This is a genomic window from Nostoc sp. MS1, assembly GCF_019976755.1.
Lineage (GTDB): Bacteria > Cyanobacteriota > Cyanobacteriia > Cyanobacteriales > Nostocaceae > Trichormus.
The window spans coordinates 5548630-5567355 of sequence record NZ_AP023441.1 but is presented as its reverse complement, the minus strand read 5'-3'; the positions used below and the strand labels follow the sequence as shown (position 1 = coordinate 5567355).

The following is an 18726-nucleotide window of genomic DNA, read 5'->3' as shown; positions in this document are numbered from 1 at the left end:
GCCGATTTTAGATTAAAAAAATTTGTTAATCTAAAACCTAAAATCAGCACTGTTCATTGAAGTGCTGATAACTTTTACCCTCGGTTTAATTAACACTTAATCACTACATCCATCGGGAAACTTAGTAAATAAATTATTTAAGTATAAAATTCACCAATAAATGTTTATCACTTATTAGGGCTGTTTGACAATCACTTCGATGAATCCCTCTTAGATGCGGAAGGGGTTTTTGTATCTGTCGAACTCACGTTGTATAAAATTTTTAATTACAAATTACGAATTATAAATCATTCTCCTGTTTTTTCGGAGTCAATCGAGAAGAAGTACTTTGTTCAATATCTACCGACAATTGTTCAAGATTTTCCCCTAAATCCTTTTGCAACTTCTGAGTCAGCGTAACCGGAAAATCCAAATCGATACCTTGTGTTTGTATTAAATCTGCCAGTTGGGAAAATTGCACCTTGACAACTTTGCGATCGTAACTCGTCAACTTATACAAAGTAGTTTCCGAAATCTCCTGAGCCTGCATAGCTTTTTTTAAGCGCTCTTGTAAATGCTCATATTCAGAATTTAACAGCTTCCACTGCGCTTCAATTTGGCTAAATCGGGCGTTGAGAACTGTTATATCATCCGTGGCTGGGTCAGGGTTACTTTCTGCCTGTAATTCTAATAAACGCCGATGGATTTGTGCGAGATAAATACAATCTAAATAAGCGTATTCTATTTGTTCTTCAGTTAGGGGTCGTTGCGCCCAATTACTACCTTGTTCTTGTTTATCAATGTTATTGAAATTACATAATAGAGTAGCTAAAGTTTGTAGTTGATAATTAGGTACAGGTAAGAGATAGTAAGGAATTTTTTTAGCAATTTCTAAAGTACAGGTAATATTTTTTGCTTGCTTACTGCCCAGGTACTTGACATCAAAGCTGGCATTGTGAAAAACCTTTTCAATATGAGGATTGACCATAATTTGTTCAACAAAGTCAGCCACTAAACTCGGCTTATCAAGTACATCTAAAAGATAAACGCGATCGCCACTCATATCATCAGGATCATCTAATACCTGAATCAGAGATAATCTAGCATTACGGCTGTTAAATTCAGCAACTTCCGTATCAATCCATAAAGTAGTAGCCTTGGTATATTCAAAAACTCTAGCGCTGATTTCCCTGGTATCAGTTAAATATGGCATAGTTATCAGTTGACAGTTATCAGTTATCAGTTGTTCTTCTCTGCTCCCCCACTCTCGGTTGGTGAGCGTAGCCGTTCGCGTTAGCGTCTCCGCAGGAGAACCACATCTCCATCATCTCCCAGCCAAAAAAAATCCCCACCCAAGCATTCGCCTGAGTGGGCAATATTGAGTAGGTACAAATTAATGTACCTTAAATTATTACCTAGATTACTTGCTTTCGGTGAAATCAGCGTCAATCACATCATCACCACCACCAGAGGAAGTAGAACCACCATCTTGTGGTTCACTAGCGCCAGGTGCTGCACCGCCGCCAGCTTGTTGATAGATGTTGCTACCAACGGCGAATAGTGCTTGTTGCAATTCTGGAGTTAGCTTCTTGATTTGCTCGTCGTCTTCCTTAGCAACCGCTTCGCGCAAGTCTTTGACTAAACCTTCAACTTTGGTCTTGTCAGCTTCGGGAACTTTATCACCCAATTCTTGAATTTGCTTCTCAGCTTGGTATGCCAAAGAGTCGGCTTGGTTCTTACGCTCAATTTTCTCGCGGCGTTCTTTGTCGGATGAAGCGTTTTGTTCTGCTTCGCGCACCATGCGGTCAACGTCGGTTTTATCCAGGGTGGAAGCACCAGTAATACTGATGGACTGTTCCTTACCTGTACCCTTGTCCTTAGCAGTAACGTTGAGGATACCATTAGCGTCAATATCGAATACAACTTCGATTTGAGGTACACCGCGTGGTGCTGGGGGAATACCATCGAGGCGGAAGGTTCCCAAGCTCTTGTTATCGTTAGCAAATTCCCGTTCACCTTGGAGGACGTGAATTTCCACGTTGGTTTGACCATCCACAGCTGTAGAGAATACTTCGGATTTCTTGGTAGGAATTGTGGTGTTACGAGGAATAATCTTGGTCATGACACCACCCAAGGTTTCTACACCCAAGGACAACGGTGTTACGTCTAACAACAAGATACCTGTAACGTCACCAGCCAACACACCAGCTTGGATGGCTGCACCAACTGCTACCACTTCATCAGGGTTAACGGTTTGGTTGGGGTCTTTACCCAAGAGATTCTTAACTAGTTGTTGTACGGCGGGGATACGGGTAGAACCACCAACTAAAACAACTTCATCGATATCATTCTTGCTTAACTTGGCATCGCGGAGCGCACTTTCTACGGGAATGCGACAACGGTCAATCAAGTCTGAGCAGAGTTCTTCAAACTTAGCGCGAGTTAATGTTGTATCCAGGTGCTTGGGGCCGTCCTGGGTAGCGGTAATAAATGGTAGGTTAATTTCCGCTTGGGTAACACTGGAAAGCTCAATCTTGGCTTTTTCTGCGGCTTCTGTTAAACGTTGCAGTGCTTGTCTGTCTTTGCGGAGGTCGATACCTTCATCTTTGCGGAACTGTTCTGCTAAGAAATCAACAATTTTCTTATCGAAGTCGTCACCACCAAGGTGGGTATCACCGGAAGTAGCCAACACTTCAAATACACCGTCGCCTACTTCGAGGACTGATACGTCGAATGTACCACCACCAAGGTCAAATACCAGAATTGTTTCGTTACTCTTCTTATCAAAACCGTAAGCCAAGGAAGCGGCTGTAGGCTCGTTGATAATCCGTAATACTTCAATCCCAGCGATTTTACCAGCGTCTTTGGTAGCTTGGCGTTGGGAGTCGTTGAAGTAAGCAGGAACGGTGATTACAGCTTGGGTAACAGTTTCACCCAAATATTTACTAGCATCTTCAACTAGTTTGCGGAGAACTTTAGCAGAAATTTCTTCTGGCGCAAATTGTTTGCCAGCGCCAGGAGAGTCTAATTTGACGTTACCGCCACTGCTGAGAACTTTGTAGGAAACTTCTGTAGCTTCGTTGGTTACTTCGTCAAAGCGGCGACCAATAAAGCGCTTAACAGAATAGAAAGTATTTTCGGGGTTCATCACCGCTTGGCGCTTGGCAATTTGCCCTACCAAGGTGTCGCCGTTTTTCGCAAATGCTACTACTGATGGTGTGGTACGAAAACCTTCTGCGTTAGCAATAACTGTGGGTTTACCACCTTCCATTACTGCGACGCAGGAGTTTGTTGTACCTAAGTCAATTCCAACTACTTTTGCCATTTTAGGTGCTGGCTCCGTATAACTACAAATGAATGGGAATATAAATTGCTCATTTTCTGAACCAACTAGTCAAAAAAGCAGTCAGTTCAGCATCCATAACCTTTTTTTTGGTCTTCCTGGGTGGAAACGCCAAGTTATGCTGATATATATACTGAAGCTTAGTAATCGCCAGTCCATGAAGGGTGGTTTACCGAACCTTGGGCAGGACGGTTAATTTTTAAATTTGGTTTTAGTTGGCTCATGGATTAAATTACTTTCACTGTGTCTAATTTATGAGAATTAATACCAAGAGTAATTAGGGTCAACCGTAACGCTATTGTGGTGTTTGCCGTCTTTTGGTCATTAGTCATTGGTTATTGGTCATTAGTCAACAGTCAACAGTCCCTAGTAATTCTCTCCTTGCTCCTCTGCCCCCTACTCTCTTTTATGCGTCGTGCTTCTGGTTGTTTATTCGGACTTGCCTTTGGCGATGCCTTGGGCGCTACTACAGAATTTTTAACAGTTGAAGAAATTCGCCGTTGCTTTCCACCCAATGGGCCGCAAGAAATTATTGGTAATCCGGCACAGGTAACTGATGATACACAGATGACTCTCTCTGTGGGGCAGGCGCTAGTAGAAACACTACCTAACAACTTGACTGTAGCTAATTTAGAAGCATCTTTAAGGCGGGCTTTTGTCGAGTGGTTAAACAGTCCCGACAATAATCGCGCCCCTGGTATGACTTGCTTACGGGCTTGTGAAGATTTAGAAAGGGGTAAGCCTTGGCTGCAAGCAACTAGGGTAAGTTCTAAAGGTTGTGGTGCAAACATGCGTGTTGCACCCGTAGGATTATTACGATTAGACCAAACACAGCGTGCGGCGATCGCCCAATTCCAAGCTGCATTAACTCACGGTCATCCTACAGCGCTTGCTGCCTCAGATTTAACAGCCTTTGCTATTGCTGAACTTACCCAAGGAGCTAAGGTACAAACTTTACCCTCTCGGCTCTACGAATACGCTCTCAGCCAACGCTCAATTTATCATAGTGATTGGTTGGGTTCTCTCTGGCAACAGCCTTATGTCAATACACCAGAAGAATTTATCAGCCGTGGATGGGATGAATGTTTAGCCGTACTTGACCGTCTTAACGTTGCGTTAGCTAACCCCAACCGCGACGCTGACCCATGCCTAGCCACAGGTGAGGGTTGGATAGCTGAGGAGGCTTTAGCAACAGGACTATTATGTTTTTTGCTATTTCCAGAAGAACCATTAGCCGCGATACGTCGTGCTGCACTGACAGCAGGTGATTCTGATTCGATAGCTTGCCTTGCGGGTGCTTTTGCTGGCGCTTACTTGGGGATGGATGCTTGGCCGGAAGATTGGGTAATACGTATTGAATACAAAGAACAGTTGATAGCTTTGGGTAAATTGTGGGATTAGGGGGGATGAGGGAGAAGGCAGGAGGCAGGAGGGAAGAATGTTTCAGCCTATTTTACTTTTTTTACATAGTTCGGTTTTTTCACATCGTTCAACTTATGTCAACTCACTGAGTAGCTAGATAAAATTACTATGGTGATATGAGAATTGCCAAATCGATTAGCACAGAGACTAATCATCAAACCCCAGTACCCAATCCCCAAACTTGATGAACGCTGACTTACAAAATCCCCAATCCTCCTTTCAACGTCCAGAAATTCTCGCACCTGCTGGTAACTGGGAATGTGCTAAAGCTGCTGTAGAAAATGGGGCTGATGCGATTTACTTCGGTTTGGATAGGTTTAACGCCAGAATGCGGGCGCAAAATTTTACTGAAGCAGATTTACCCGCATTAATGTCATTTCTGCATCTGCGGGGTGTGAAAGGTTATGTCACTGTTAATACACTGATTTTTCCTCAAGAATTAGCTGAAGCCCAGCAGTATCTGCGCACAATTATTGCGGCTGGGGTGGATGCTGTGATTGTGCAAGATGTGGGGATTTGTCGGCTTATCCGTCATCTGTCGCCTGATTTTCCCATTCACGCTTCAACGCAAATGACTATCACTAGCGCGGCTGGTGTGGAGTTTGCTAAATCTCTCGGTTGTGAATTGGTAGTGCTTGCCCGTGAATGTTCTCTGGCGGAAATTAATAAAATTCAACAGCAGATTTCCCAAAAGGCTGCGTCCCTACCACTAGAAGTTTTTGTTCACGGGGCTTTGTGTGTAGCTTATTCTGGTCAGTGTTTGACTAGTGAAGCTTTGGGGGGTCGTTCTGCTAACCGTGGTGAATGCGCCCAAGCTTGCCGAATGCCTTATGACTTAATCGCTGATGGGGAGATAGTAGATTTGAGCGATCGCAAATATTTACTCAGTCCTCAAGATTTAGCAGGGTTAGAAATCTTACCAGATTTGGTGCAATCAGGTGTAACTAGTCTCAAGATTGAAGGACGGTTAAAAGCCCCGGAATATGTTGCCAATGTTACCCGTGTTTATCGCCAAGCTTTAGACCGGGTGATGGAGGAGTTGGACAAGACTAAGGTATCAAATCAAGAACGCTACGATTTAGAAATGGCATTTTCCCGTGGACTCTACACAGGGTGGTTTCAAGGTATCAACAACCAAGAACTAGTACACGCCCGATTTGGCAAAAAGCGAGGGGTTTACCTGGGCGAAGTTAGCCGCATTCGCAACGAAGAAGTAATAATTAAATTAGAAGCGCCTGTGAAGCCTGGTGACGGTGTGGTATTTGATTGCGGTCATCCAGAGGCGAAGGAAGAAGGCGGACGAGTATATGGGGTGTCACAGAAGGGTAAGGAAGCAGTATTAACTTTTGGTCGAGGTAACTTGAACTTCCGCCGCATTCATGTAGGCGATAAACTTTGGAAAACTAGCGACCCAGAACTTGATAAGCAACTCAGACAAAGCTTTGCGGGTGAAAATCCTCAATTCCAACGTCCGATAGATTGGGAAATTTATGGTGAAGTAGGACAGCCATTGATTGCGATCGCTCGTGATGAACTTGGTAATATTACACAAGCAGAATCCGCAATATCACTAGTAGAAGCCCACACCAAACCCCTAGATACAGCCCGGCTACAAGAACAATTCGGTCGTCTAGGTAACACACCATTCCGCTTAGGTACTCTGACCAATCACCTCAAGGGTAATTTGATGGTTCCTGTCAGCGAGTTAAATCGGATGCGACGAGAAGTCGTTACCCAATTAGAAGAGTTACGTAGCCAACCCAAACGCTGGCAATTAAGCAAAAATGTTTCCTACCAAGACCTCCTCCCCCGCACATCTCCCCCATCTCCCCTATCCCCCTCTCTTATCGTCCTAGTCCGCAACCTCAAGCAACTCCAAGCCGCTCTACAAACCGGAGTCGAAACCCTTTACTGCGAATTTGAAGACCCCCGCGCCTACAAACAAGCCGTAAACCTAGTACGCCAAGCACAACAAACCACTCCCCCATCTCCCCAAATCTTCCTCGCTCCTCCCCGAATTACCAAACCTGGGGAAAACTGGATTCTGGAACAAGTCCGCGCTGCTAACGCAGATGGTTATCTGATCCGCAACTATGACCAGTTAGATTTCTTTGCGGCTGACTGTTGCATTGGTGATTTTTCTTTAAACGTTGCCAACCCCTTAACTGCCGACTACTTTAAGCAAAAGTTTGGTTTAGAAAGGTTGACAGCATCCTACGACTTAAACATCAACCAATTGCAAGACTTACTCACTACTTCCCCCGCTCGATGGTTTGAGGTAACAATCCATCAACATATCCCGATGTTCCATATGGAGCATTGTGTATTTTGTGCTTTTCTTTCTGAAGGTACAGACTATACTAACTGTGGCAGACCTTGCGAAAAGCATGAGGTAAAATTGCGCGATCGCGTTGGTAGTGAACACGTTCTTCAAGCTGATGCAGGTTGTCGCAATACTGTATTTAATGGCACTGCACAAACTGGAGCCGAATACGTACAGCGTTTGATAGATTTAGGCTTGCGTCATTTCCGCATCGAATTTGTGAATGAGACACCTGAGCAGGTAAATAAAACTGTACAGCGTTATCGTCAGTTACTAAATGGTGAAATTACAGGTTCTCAATTGTGGCGCGAGTTAAAGCTGCAAAATCAGTTAGGTGTCACTCGTGGGCCTTTGGGTGTGTCAACTTTAGTATAAATAAAAGGTAGGGGCGCAAGTAGTAGCAATATTAGGAATGTCAACACAGATGGCGATCGCTTATCTGTCTTCTCTAAACTAGAACCATTTCAACTAGCTGACTCAAAATTTGTTCGGCTATCAACTTTTTGTACAAGCTTGCCGCATGAGGATACGGTTGTTTTTATACACCTCTAAAGTTCCAGATTGCTGACTATCTAACGTCCCATCCCACACCCAGTATTGATAATTGCGATTCCGAAATTTATAAACTCGAACCCCTTCCGTCGCTTGACTAGTTCCTCTGCCTAAACTCAATTTACCGTTGGAACTGGTTGAACGATAGAGAAGTTCACCCGAAGCACGTTTTTTCCAAACATTGATATTGTATCCACCTTGGCATTTCATGCTGAGGATTAAGCCAGCCGTAGAATCAGCAGGGGCTTTTAAGGAAAAATTAGCCCAAACACTGGTTGCCAAAACAAAGATTAACGTGGATTTTTTCCAGATTTCTTTCATAATATTTTAAGACTGATTAGATTGAATAGCTTTCCTGCACCTTTCATCAAATCGGCTGCTTTTTCATTAAATTAATACATTTCCAAAATTAAGAGCGTACATCTGTACGCCCCTACCCATATATCTATGTTAGGCATTGCCTGAAATGGTATAAGAAGATTGCAAACCTTACAGGTATCCTCACACCACTAAGTCATATTAATTGAATAGTGAAACAAATCTCAACAATGTCAGGAAATTTTGATATTAATTAAACACTAAGAAAATATACTCATAACTTTTTTCAAATCATGAGTTCGCTTAATGGAAGATATAGCTAAAATGCTTGTATAACCAGGCTTTGATGATAGGTACATAATGTTATGAAAGTATTATTACTCATCAATATTTTTTGTATTTGAGAGCTAGATAAATCTGTAAATCAGCCTCTACATTTTGGGTACGAAAAAATAGCTAACTTAACATACACTCATTTTTGATACCGAACCAAAGCGTGTAATCCTTATTTAGCAATCATTTCCGCCTATTAACTATTTATCACATCCTTAAAAGCTATTCAATTTACATCAAGTAGATAGGTATAGCGGCCTTGAAATTGCAAGCAATCTAAAAACTATTGATTTCCCTAAAATAAAGTTTTACCTTGCTAATTAAGACAGACACATTACCAAGCGTTAACTGCAAAAGAAAGGGAGACTATTAATTATGATGACTACTGAAAATATCCTCGCTCAAATGGAAGCTTGTAAAGAAATCAGTCTTGAGTGCCAAACAACTTGTATTGAAACTCTCCAATACTGCAAAAACCAAGGCAGTCAATACATGGATATGGCGATGATGTCCATGATGCGCGATTGTGCGGAAATGTGCATGATGTGCGTCAACATGATTAATGATGGCTCTGAGTTTATGGGTAATACCTGTAGTTTGTGTGCGCAAATTTGCGATCGCACTGCAATGGCTTGTGAACAAATGAGCGACGATGCCACAATGATGCGCTGTGCTGCAATTTGTCGTAAATGCGCTGAACATTGCAACGCTATGGGACTTAATTCTGCTTCCTATTTCCGCAGATCAAGTTTAGTTACAGAAGATTTACTAGTATCTCGCTAAATTAAACTTAGGTTAGATGAATTAATGACTAACTTAAGTTAATTAATTTAGCAGTTATATATAAAGTAAAAATAAAATTACTGTAGGGTGTGTTATGCGTTGCATTCAGCTAAAGCCGTAACACACCCTACTTATATTTGGGTATCAATTCAAGATAAGCTTTACATAGCGTTCAAACATGATGGGGTTATGAAAAAACAAACCTGTTTTGGATGCTCAGGACTCCTGACTCATAGGCGAAAATTCCTCATATTTAGCACTCACTTTGTGATAGGTGCTGCGGCATTCTCTGTCTCTAGCTGTGTACGCCAGAAAACCAAGAAAATAGTCGGCTTTTCGCAGACGGAAAACATCGGCCCGTGGCGTATTGCCGAAACCAACAGTATTAAGGAAGAAGCCGCCAAGCGGAAAGAGATTTATGATTTTTTAATGACCGATGCTCAGGGGCAGACATCAAAACAATTCTCTGATATTGAGGATTTAATTGCTAGACAAGTTGATGCCATATTTCTCGCACCACGGGAGTATGAAGGACTTACACCAGCCCTAGAAGCAGCCAGAGCGGCAAAAATACCAGTTTTCCTCATCGACCGGGAAGCGGCGGGAAAACCAGGGGAAGATTTTGTTAGTTTTCTGGGTTCAGATTTTATTGCCCAAGGCCGCCGTGTGGGTGAATGGCTGGCCAAGGCGACAGGTGAAAAAGCTTCTGTTGTAGAACTCACAGGAACAGCCGGGTCATCAGTAGCAATTGATCGGGCAAAGGGATTTCGTGATGCGATCGCCCGTTATCCTAACATGAAAATTATCGCTACCCAGACGGCAGATTTTTCACGAGCAGCAGCCCAGCGTGTAATGGAAAATATTATCCAGTCCAAGGGTACAGATATTAACGCAGTGTATACTCACAATGATGAAATGGCATTAGGGGCAATTCAGGCTCTTAAATCCGCAGGGATAAAACCCGGTAAGGATGCGATCGTCGGTTCAATCGATGGTCAAAGAACGGCACTGGAAGCCATTATGAAAGGTGAACTTGGCGTAAGTGTAGAATCAAATCCGCGTTTTGGCCCCCTTGTTTTCGCCACAATGGAGAAGTATTTTGCAGGCGAGAAAATTCCTCCACGAATCATTCTCAAAGATAGGCTTTTCGACATAAGTAACGCCAGAAATTTTGTAGAGGAGGCGTATTAAGCTAGGGAGCAGAGGGGCAAGGGAGAAAATAATTACTCAGCACTTAATTGGGTCAAGCTTATGAATCGAACTGTCTTGTGCATGAAGAGTATTAAGAAGAGCTTTTCTGGTGTGCCTGCCCTATGGGGGGTGGATTTTGAACTGGAAGCAGGCGAAATTCATGCACTGGTGGGAGAAAACGGGGCTGGGAAATCGACGCTGATCAAGATTATGACGGGGGCTTATCGACGAGATTCAGGTGTGGTTGAGTACGACGAGAAAAATGTTGCTTTTCAAAATCCGACGGAAGCTCAGGCGGCGGGTATTGTGGCTGTTTACCAAGAGATTCAGCTAGTGGGGATGCGAACCGTTGCGGAGAATATTTTTCTGGGTAGGGAACCGCAGCGCTTTGGCTTTATTGCTAAACGGGCGATGAATGCTGGGGCGGCTGATATTTTAGCCCGGCTGGGGCTGCATATTGACCCGCGATCGCCTGTTGATTCCCTCAACATTGCCCACCGTCAGATGGTAGCGATCGCCCGTGCTGTATCCTTTGGGGCGCGTGTACTTATCCTTGATGAACCCACCAGTTCGCTGACGGAAACTGAAGTGTCGGTGCTTTTTGATGTGATGCGGCGGTTGAAATCGCAAGGAACGTCCATAGTTTACGTTAGTCATCGTTTTGAAGAACTTTACGCGGTTTGCGATCGCGTGACAGTACTGCGTGATGGGCGTAATATTATCACGCGATCGCTCTCATCTCTCAGTCGTCTGGAACTCGTTTGTCAAATGCTAGGCCGCCAACCCGGCGAAGTGAGCCAAGGGGTAACAGCATTCACTCAGCAACCACAAAATTCAAGCAATCAGCCAGTGCTACTCCAGGCGGAAGCTCTAAAATATCAAAACCGCCTCAACGGTGTTTCTATAGAACTGCGGCATGGGGAAATTGTGGGCATGGCGGGTTTGCTTGGTTCTGGGCGTAGTGAAACGGCGCGTGCGTTGTTTGGGGCTGAACCACTTGAGGGTGGAAGTATTAAACTTGAAGGTAAGCTTTTATCTCTGGATGATCCTCATGATGCGATCGCGGCTGGTATAGCTTTTCTTTCTGAGGATCGCAAGGCGGACGGCATTATCCCTGAGCTTTCAGTACGCGAAAACCTCACCCTCGCTGCCCTACCAAACCTAACGCAATGGGGCATTGTTTCCCGCAAACGTCAGATTGAGCTTGTCAACCGTTTTATGCAGCGCTTAAACATCAAAGCAGCCAGCGCCGAACAGAAAATACATGAACTATCAGGAGGCAACCAGCAGAAGGTGCTTTTGGCTCGGTGGCTGTGCAAGAATACAAAACTTTTACTCCTCGATGAGCCAACTCGTGGTATTGATGTAGGTGCAAAGCGTGAGATTCAGAGCCTAATTACCGAACTGGCAACCCAAGGATTAGGAGTTTTAATGATTTCTTCCGAACTAGAAGAAGTAGTTGAAGGTTCGCAACGTGTAGTTGTTCTGCGTGATGGGCGCTCAATTGCAGAGTTAACTGGTGAGCAGAAGAACATCAAAGCGATTCTACACGCAATGGCTGTTGGTTGAGTTAAAAGCGACATCTGTAGAAATTATTTCCACACCAATAGAAGAACTTGACATGAGACTCAGAGTATCATTTTGGCAAAAGATGATAACGGTTGAAACAATATGTGTGAAAACTGTCGCCAAGTTAGAGAAAATCTAGCTATTAATATTGAAGTCTTTTTACAAAAATTAGATGATATTCCTATTGATACCAAAAAACTGACCCAACTCGATAAAAAAATTATTTGTAATTCTTTATTAGGATTATCTAGACAACAAATAGCTGAAATAGTTAGTCTGCCTAGTATTAAAATTGCCGACAGATTAAGTAGGTATATTTATCCTAAAATAGCATATTTAATGGGCGTAGACCAAGAAGAAATAGCAGGCAACTGGGTAATTATTATTAATTTTTTGCTCAACATTCATAACGGGTATAAACTCAATCCTCCACCACAATTAAATAGTGATAACTTTCAGGGCAGTTTCGGCAGGCAGATTTTTCTTTATCCTGCTAACCAGAAAATTGTGCAATGTCAGATGAAGGGAGCAAACTTTTATCAGCAAGGGCTTTATTATCAGGCTTTGCAATGTTTCCTAGAAGCTTGGAATCTAGAAATTAAAGATTATGGGATTGGGAATCCAGAAATATTAATTTATATTAGTAACTGCTTAATTGAACATACAAAGTCTGATTTACAAAAAAACAATATTAAGATTTATACTTTAGCTGTGGTCGCTCCATTCTATCATAATCAAGGTTCTGTTGCTGCGGAAATTTTGAGAGGAATTGCTCAAATACAATTACAAGTTAATCTACCAAGCTTTGACAAAATTTCCTTAGATAAAGAGATAAATTTAGACAATCTTAAACCTCAAATATTATCAACTTTGACATATAGCCAAATAATCTTGCAAATTCTTGTTGTTAATGATCCCAATAATTTATACAATCCATATAATCAAACAGCAGAAAAATTAGCAGAGTTAGCACCACAACTAAATGTTGATGCTATTATTGGTCATTATTCCAGCGAAATGACTAAAAATGCACTACATTTTTATACGCAAAAAGGGTTGGCGTTAGTAAATGCTAGTAGTACCTCAAATGAACTTTCTCAATTATTTATAGATGAGAGTGTATGTTTTTTTAGATTAACTACACCTGATGCTGTTAATGCTGAAAAAATGGCTAATTATTTGATACCAAAATTTCCTGAACAATCTTTAAATAAAGTAGCTATTATCTACAATCAAAATAGCAGTTATAGTATTTCCTATAGAAACAGTATTAGACAATATCTAGAACAATATAAAGATAAATTTGTGTTTTTAAAAGAATGTAACTATCTTAGTGAAAATTATCTTAAAGTTCAAGGGTATATAGAATACCTTAAAGAAAATAACGTTGATATTATTATCATTATTCCCGATGGAGGAATTGAACCCAACTCCTTTGAAAATGCTGGGCTAATTAGTCGCTTAAATATCAACAACTGTTTAATAGCTGGCTCGGCAACTTTTTATCATGATAATGTTTTAAATTGGCTCCATGAACAAACACCAATTAAGCATACAAATGAAATTACCCGACAAATTATAGCTTGTGTTCCTTGGCATTGGCAGAGTCGAGAAAATGGTTGGGAAAGTTCTAATTCTCTAGCCGATAATTTTTGTAAATTAGGCAACCAATTGTGGGGTATAGAAAATTTAACATGGCGTAGTGCCACAGCTTTTGATTCAGTATTAATTATCTTAAAAGTTATAGAAGAATACCGCAGTCAATCTAGCAAAGATTTACTTATACATATGGATCAATATTTTAAGAAAAAGAAAAAACAGGTAAAGGGAGTAACAGGAATTATTCAATTTGAGAAAAATGGCGATCGCCTTCATCCTCCAGCCGAGATAGTAGGCATTAAATGGGATACAAAGCAACAAAAATGGCGATGGGAAATCTGCTGAATTAATTTAGCTACATCTATTGTAAAAATATTCTACACATGAAGTAGAAATACTTTTGCTTCTATTGTTACTCTACTTCTATAACATTGAGGAAATAATAATGTTAAAAGTATTCGCTGATCGTGGTGGTACATTCACAGATATTGTTGCAGTCACTAATAATCAGGCAATTGTAGACAGATTATCAAAATATAAAGAACGTTTCTTAATTGTTCCTCTTGCTAATCAAGAATGGGTGATTGTTTACAAATTACTGTCGGAAAATCCAGAACAATATCCAGATGCTGTTATTCAAGGTATTAGGGATATTCTCGGACTGATCAATAATGAGCCTATACCAAACACAGCCATAGAAGTAGTCAAAATGGGAACAACAGTTGCTACTAATGCACTGTTAGAAAGGCAAGGAGATAGAGTAGTTTTAGTTATTACAAAAGGTTTTAAAGATGCGTTACGAATTGGCTATCAAAACCGTCCAGATATCTTTGCGCGTCATATCATTTTACCAACGATGTTATATGAGCAAGTAATTGAAGTAGAGGAACGGTATGATGCTCATGGTCATGAATTAATACCTGTAAATGTTGCCCAAGTAAAACAAGATTTACAAGCAGTTTATCAGACAGGCGTGCGTAGTTGTGCAATTATATTTATGCACAGCGATCGCTATCCTCAACATGAGCAACAAGTAGCCCAAATTGCTCAAGAAATTGGCTTTACTCAAATTTCTGTATCTCATCAAGTTAGTCCACTAATGAAATTAGTTAGCCGTGGTGATACAACTGTTGTAGATGCTTATTTAACTCCAATTTTACGCCGCTATGTTAATCAAGTAACTAGTCAATTACCCAACGTTAGACTCATGTTTATGAAGTCTGATGGTGGCTTAACTGATGCGGCAAAATTTCAAGGCAAAGATAGTATTTTAAGTGGCCCGGCTGGTGGTATTGTTGGTGCAGTGCAAACTAGTAAAAGAGCAGGATTTGATTTAGTCATTACCTTCGATATGGGAGGAACAAGCACCGATGTTGCCCATTTTAAAGGAGAGTACGAACGTCAATTAGATTCAGAAATTGCTGGGGCGCGGATGCGAGTTCCTGTATTATCAATTAATACAATTGCGTCTGGCGGCGGTTCAATTTTGAGTTTCGATAAATCTAGCTATCGTGTCGGGCCAAAATCGGCTGGTTCAAATCCTGGCCCTGCTTGTTATCGCCGGGGTGGCCCTTTAACGGTAACAGATGCTAATGTGATGTTAGGTAAAATTCATCCCCAATATTTTCCTAATGTCTTTGGTAGTAAAGGCAATTTACCGTTAGATAAAAATATTGTTTTAGAAAAGTTTCATCAATTAGCTCAGGAAATCAGCACTGTCACCGGAAATTATAGAACACCTGAACAAGTAGCAGCAGGATTTATTGATATTGCCGTAGAAAATATGGCAAATGCAATTAAAAAAATTAGCCTACAACGTGGTTATGATGTCACCAAATATGTTCTTACTTGTTTTGGTGGTGCTGGCGCACAAGTTGCTTGTTTAATTGCTAATACTTTAGGGATGAAACAGATATTTCTACATCCTTATGCTGGGGTTCTTTCCGCCTATGGAATGGGATTAGCTGATGTGAGAAGTACTAGAGTAGGGGGAGTAGAACAGGCTTTAAATCAAGATTTAATTCCTCGATTAGTCAAAGTAATTGAGGAATTAAAAGCCCAAGCAAGAAAAGAAATTAGTCAAAATAATAGTAGCCTAAAAGCAGAAGTGATTCAAAAAGTAAATTTGAAGTATGAAGGTACTAATTCAACCTTAAGCGTTGATTTTGATACAAACTTCATGGTAATGCAAACCACATTTATAGATGGACATAAATCTCGTTATGGTTTCATTCAACCAGAGAAAGCTTTAATTGTAGAATCTATTTTTGTAGAAGTAATTCAGCAAATGGATACTTTAGAAGAACCCTTGATTTCTCGTACTCGTCCTCTAGAATCACTTCCCGAACCTGTAGAAATAGTCAAGATGTTTACTGCTGATAAATGGCATGATACACCAGTTTATCGCCGGGAAGATTTACAGCCGGGTGATGAGATTAATGGTGCAGCTATCGTTGTCGAAAAAGTTAGCACAATTGTAGTTGAACCAAACTGGCAAGCAAGATTAAATGAACGTAACCATTTGATTCTACAAAAGTCATGTTAAATACTGATTCCTTACCAGCTAAAATTCGTCAACTTTGTCGAGAAGGCAAATTAACTACTCCTACCCCCGGACTAGCACTAGGATCTGTGCAAGCTAACTTAGTTGTATTACCCTATTCTTTAGCATTTGAATTTTTGCTGTTTTGTCAACGTAATCCTAAATCTTGTCCCATACTTGATGTAACAGAAGTAGGAAACCCTGAACCGAAAATCATTGCTCCTGGTGCTGATATTAGAACTGACCTTCCTCGATACAAAATTTTTTGTCAAGGGGAGTTCGTTGAAGAAACAACTGACATAAAAGCATTTTGGCGAGATGATTTGGTAGCTTTTCTGATTGGTTGTTCTTTCTCTTTTGAAAATGCCATGCTCAATTCTGAACTACCAGTCAGGCATATAGAAGAGGAGAAAAATGTACCAATGTATAAGACTAATATTCAATGTATTTCTACTCCCATATTTTCCAGCCCTTTAGTAGTTTCCATGCGTCCTCTGCCTACAAATAAAATTGTGCGTGCTGTAGAGGTAACTAGCCGTTATTACAAAGCACATGGCTCTCCTGTACATATTGGTAGTCCAGATGTCATAGGAATTAAAAATTTAGAAAAGCCTGATTATGGTGATGCTGTTACTATTCGGGATCATGAAGTTCCTGTTTTTTGGGCTTGTGGTGTAACTACTCAAACAGCAATTCTACAAGCCAAACCAGAACTTGCGATTACTCATTCTCCTGGGCATATGTTTATTAGTGATTTGCAAGATGAGTCTTTAACGTTTTAAAACTATGAGACTTTCAGATAAAAAATATCCAAAATGTAAGATACGTCAGTACAATAAACCTTTTGAAAAATCTGCAATCACTATTGCTATAAGCAATATTTGTTACAAATGCGCGAATTACTAAAACGAGAAAACGTTTTAGCCAAATGAGTAAACAAACTGCGGTTTACTTGTGGAAAACACCGAAATGAGAAAGTATTTTAGCTAAATAAGTAAACAAACTGCGGTTTACTTGCGGAAAACACCGAAATGAGAAAACATTTTAGCTAAATGAGAAAACAAACTGCGGTTTGCTTACTCATTTCCATCAATGAGTAAGTAATTAGAAATTATTTGTAAGATAAATCTTATAATTAGGAGCCAAAAATGTACACTACATCACAACCAGACCCCGTTCGTTTAGAAATATTTAAGAACCTCTATCAATTTATTGCCGAACAAATGGGAATTGTTTTGCAAAACACGGCAGCATCAGTCAATATTAAAGAACGTTTAGATTTCTCATGCGCTATTTTTGACTCATCTGGATTATTAGTTGCTAATGCTCCTCATATTCCTGTACATTTAGGTTCCATGAGTGAGAGTGTGCGTAGTTTAATTAATAGTAAAGGTAACACTATAAAACCAGGAAATGTCTATTTATCTAATAATCCTTATAACGGCGGCACACATCTTCCCGATGTCACAGCCATTACGCCTGTGTTTCTCAATCAGGAAAATACTGTATCTTCTATTCCCCTATTCTATGTTGCTGCGCGTGGACATCAAGCGGATATAGGTGGTATTACTCCTGGCTCAATGCCTCCCCATAGTTCTACGGTAGAAGAAGAAGGAATTATATTTGATAACTTTCTCTTAGTTGAAGCCGGAATTTTTCAAGAAACAGCAGTCAGGGAGTTACTTTTAAATCATCCCTATCCTGCTCGTAACCCTGACCAAAATATTGCAGATTTTAATGCACAAATTGCCGCTAATGAAAGAGGAGCGCAAGAACTACAAAAAATGGTTGCTCAGTATGGACTTCAAACAGTACAAGCATATATGAAATTTGTGCAAAATAATGCTGAGGAGTCAGTAAGACGAGCAATAGATGTTCTTAAAGATGGCTCTTTTACTTATGAAATGGATAGTGGCGCTATAATTCAAGTTAAAGTGACAATTAACCGAGAACAGCGTAGTGCAATTATTGATTTTACTGGCACATCTGAGCAACTAAATAGTAACTTTAATGCGCCTAAAGCTGTCACTCAAGCAGCAGTTTTATACGTTTTCCGTACTTTAGTTGATGACAATATTCCTCTCAACGCCGGATGTCTTAAACCATTAGAAATTATCATTCCTGAAGGTTGTATGCTTAATCCCACCTATCCAGCCGCAGTAGTTGCAGGGAATGTGGAGACATCGCAAACTATTGTTGATGCTTTATATGGTGCTTTGGGTGTAGGTGCTGCTTCTCAAGGCACAATGAATAATTTTACTTTTGGTAATGAGCGCTATCAATACTATGAAACTATCTGTGGTGGTTCTGGCGCAGGGGCGAATTTTCATGGTACAGATGCAGTGCAAACCCACATGACCAACTCCCGTTTGACTGACCCAGAAGTTTTAGAAACTCGCTATCCTGTGCAAGTAGAAAGCTTTTCTCTACGTCCTGATAGCGGTGGTCAAGGAAAATATTCAGGTGGTAACGGTGTGATTCGCCGCATTAAGTTTCTTGAACCAATGACCGCGAATATTCTTTCTGGTCATCGTCATGTCCCGCCTTTTGGTTTAGATGGTGGAGAAGCGGGAAAAGTTGGGTTTAACTGGATAGAAAGACAAGATGGCAGACAGGAATATTTAGATAGTACTGCAACAGTCGAAATGCAACCTGGGGATGTTTTTGTCATAGAAACTCCCGGTGGTGGTGGATTTGGCTCAATGGGTGCGTCAGTTTAAATATTTTTTATCTGGAAGACCCTAACTAGAAAAACATCTATGTGAATCTTCC

Annotated in this window: 12 protein-coding genes; 9 read left to right on the top strand and 3 right to left on the bottom strand. The window is 40.9% G+C overall.

What is annotated here, in order from left to right:
- Positions 1–280 precede the first annotated feature (280 nt).
- On the bottom strand, positions 281–1192 hold the full coding sequence (locus tag NSMS1_RS23960; protein WP_224087200.1) for a ribonuclease D: 912 nt from the start codon (positions 1190–1192) through the stop codon (positions 281–283).
- 207 nt (positions 1193–1399) lie between these two features.
- Positions 1400–3304: a molecular chaperone DnaK gene (gene dnaK / locus NSMS1_RS23955; protein ID WP_067770963.1), complete on the bottom strand. Its 1905-nt coding sequence runs from the start codon at positions 3302–3304 to the stop codon at positions 1400–1402.
- Positions 3305–3730: 426 nt separating this feature from the next.
- On the opposite strand from dnaK, the gene NSMS1_RS23950 reads away from it, so the two are divergent.
- Positions 3731–4723 carry an ADP-ribosylglycohydrolase family protein gene (locus NSMS1_RS23950; protein ID WP_224087199.1) on the top strand — a complete coding sequence of 331 codons (993 nt, stop codon included), beginning with the start codon at positions 3731–3733 and terminating at the stop codon, positions 4721–4723.
- 205 nt (positions 4724–4928) lie between these two features.
- Complete coding sequence (locus NSMS1_RS23945; RefSeq protein WP_224087198.1) at positions 4929–7442, top strand: U32 family peptidase; 2514 nt, start codon at positions 4929–4931, stop codon at positions 7440–7442.
- Between the two features lie 120 nt (positions 7443–7562).
- On the opposite strand, the gene NSMS1_RS23940 is transcribed toward NSMS1_RS23945, so the two are convergent.
- Positions 7563–7940: a hypothetical protein gene (locus NSMS1_RS23940; RefSeq protein ID WP_224087197.1), complete on the bottom strand. Its 378-nt coding sequence runs from the start codon at positions 7938–7940 to the stop codon at positions 7563–7565.
- Between the two features lie 708 nt (positions 7941–8648).
- On the opposite strand from NSMS1_RS23940, the gene NSMS1_RS23935 reads away from it, so the two are divergent.
- The 7 genes from NSMS1_RS23935 to NSMS1_RS23905 all read left to right on the top strand — a co-directional run bounded on the left by NSMS1_RS23935 (position 8649) and on the right by NSMS1_RS23905 (position 18674).
- Positions 8649–9053 carry a four-helix bundle copper-binding protein gene (locus tag NSMS1_RS23935; RefSeq protein ID WP_224095334.1) on the top strand — a complete coding sequence of 135 codons (405 nt, stop codon included), beginning with the start codon at positions 8649–8651 and terminating at the stop codon, positions 9051–9053.
- A 189-nt stretch (positions 9054–9242) separates the two neighbouring features.
- Positions 9243–10244 carry an ABC transporter substrate-binding protein gene (locus NSMS1_RS23930; RefSeq protein ID WP_224087196.1) on the top strand — a complete coding sequence of 334 codons (1002 nt, stop codon included), beginning with the start codon at positions 9243–9245 and terminating at the stop codon, positions 10242–10244.
- A 60-nt stretch (positions 10245–10304) separates the two neighbouring features.
- The gene (locus tag NSMS1_RS23925) at positions 10305–11813 is read left to right on the top strand and encodes a sugar ABC transporter ATP-binding protein (protein WP_224087195.1); all 1509 of its coding nucleotides are present in this window, start codon (positions 10305–10307) and stop codon (positions 11811–11813) included.
- Positions 11814–11915: 102 nt separating this feature from the next.
- Positions 11916–13757, top strand: a complete 1842-nt coding sequence (locus NSMS1_RS23920) for an ABC transporter substrate-binding protein (protein WP_224087194.1) — start codon at positions 11916–11918, stop codon at positions 13755–13757.
- 100 nt (positions 13758–13857) lie between these two features.
- Positions 13858–15957, top strand: a complete 2100-nt coding sequence (locus tag NSMS1_RS23915; protein WP_224087193.1) for a hydantoinase/oxoprolinase family protein — start codon at positions 13858–13860, stop codon at positions 15955–15957.
- Positions 15951–16736, top strand: coding sequence for a putative hydro-lyase (locus tag NSMS1_RS23910; protein ID WP_224087192.1), 786 nt, complete (start codon positions 15951–15953; stop codon positions 16734–16736). Before NSMS1_RS23915 ends, NSMS1_RS23910 begins: the two co-directional genes overlap by 7 nt.
- 366 nt (positions 16737–17102) lie before the next feature.
- Positions 17103–18674: a hydantoinase B/oxoprolinase family protein gene (locus tag NSMS1_RS23905; protein WP_224087191.1), complete on the top strand. Its 1572-nt coding sequence runs from the start codon at positions 17103–17105 to the stop codon at positions 18672–18674.
- The last annotated feature ends 52 nt before the right edge of the window (positions 18675–18726 follow it).

Excerpts from the sequence above, each read along its gene's own strand:
- NSMS1_RS23915 (WP_224087193.1), top strand. The coding sequence starts at position 13,858 with ATGTTAAAAGTATTCGCTGATCGTGGTGGTACATTCACAGATATTGTT.
- NSMS1_RS23940 (WP_224087197.1), bottom strand. The coding sequence starts at position 7,940 with ATGAAAGAAATCTGGAAAAAATCCACGTTAATCTTTGTTTTGGCAACC.
- NSMS1_RS23930 (WP_224087196.1), top strand. The coding sequence starts at position 9,243 with ATGAAAAAACAAACCTGTTTTGGATGCTCAGGACTCCTGACTCATAGG.
- NSMS1_RS23925 (WP_224087195.1), top strand. The coding sequence starts at position 10,305 with ATGAATCGAACTGTCTTGTGCATGAAGAGTATTAAGAAGAGCTTTTCT.
- NSMS1_RS23910 (WP_224087192.1), top strand. The coding sequence starts at position 15,951 with ATGTTAAATACTGATTCCTTACCAGCTAAAATTCGTCAACTTTGTCGA.
- NSMS1_RS23950 (WP_224087199.1), top strand. The coding sequence starts at position 3,731 with ATGCGTCGTGCTTCTGGTTGTTTATTCGGACTTGCCTTTGGCGATGCC.
- NSMS1_RS23935 (WP_224095334.1), top strand. The coding sequence starts at position 8,649 with ATGACTACTGAAAATATCCTCGCTCAAATGGAAGCTTGTAAAGAAATC.
- NSMS1_RS23960 (WP_224087200.1), bottom strand. The coding sequence starts at position 1,192 with ATGCCATATTTAACTGATACCAGGGAAATCAGCGCTAGAGTTTTTGAA.
- dnaK (WP_067770963.1), bottom strand. The coding sequence starts at position 3,304 with ATGGCAAAAGTAGTTGGAATTGACTTAGGTACAACAAACTCCTGCGTC.
- NSMS1_RS23945 (WP_224087198.1), top strand. The coding sequence starts at position 4,929 with ATGAACGCTGACTTACAAAATCCCCAATCCTCCTTTCAACGTCCAGAA.
- NSMS1_RS23905 (WP_224087191.1), top strand. The coding sequence starts at position 17,103 with ATGTACACTACATCACAACCAGACCCCGTTCGTTTAGAAATATTTAAG.
- NSMS1_RS23920 (WP_224087194.1), top strand. The coding sequence starts at position 11,916 with ATGTGTGAAAACTGTCGCCAAGTTAGAGAAAATCTAGCTATTAATATT.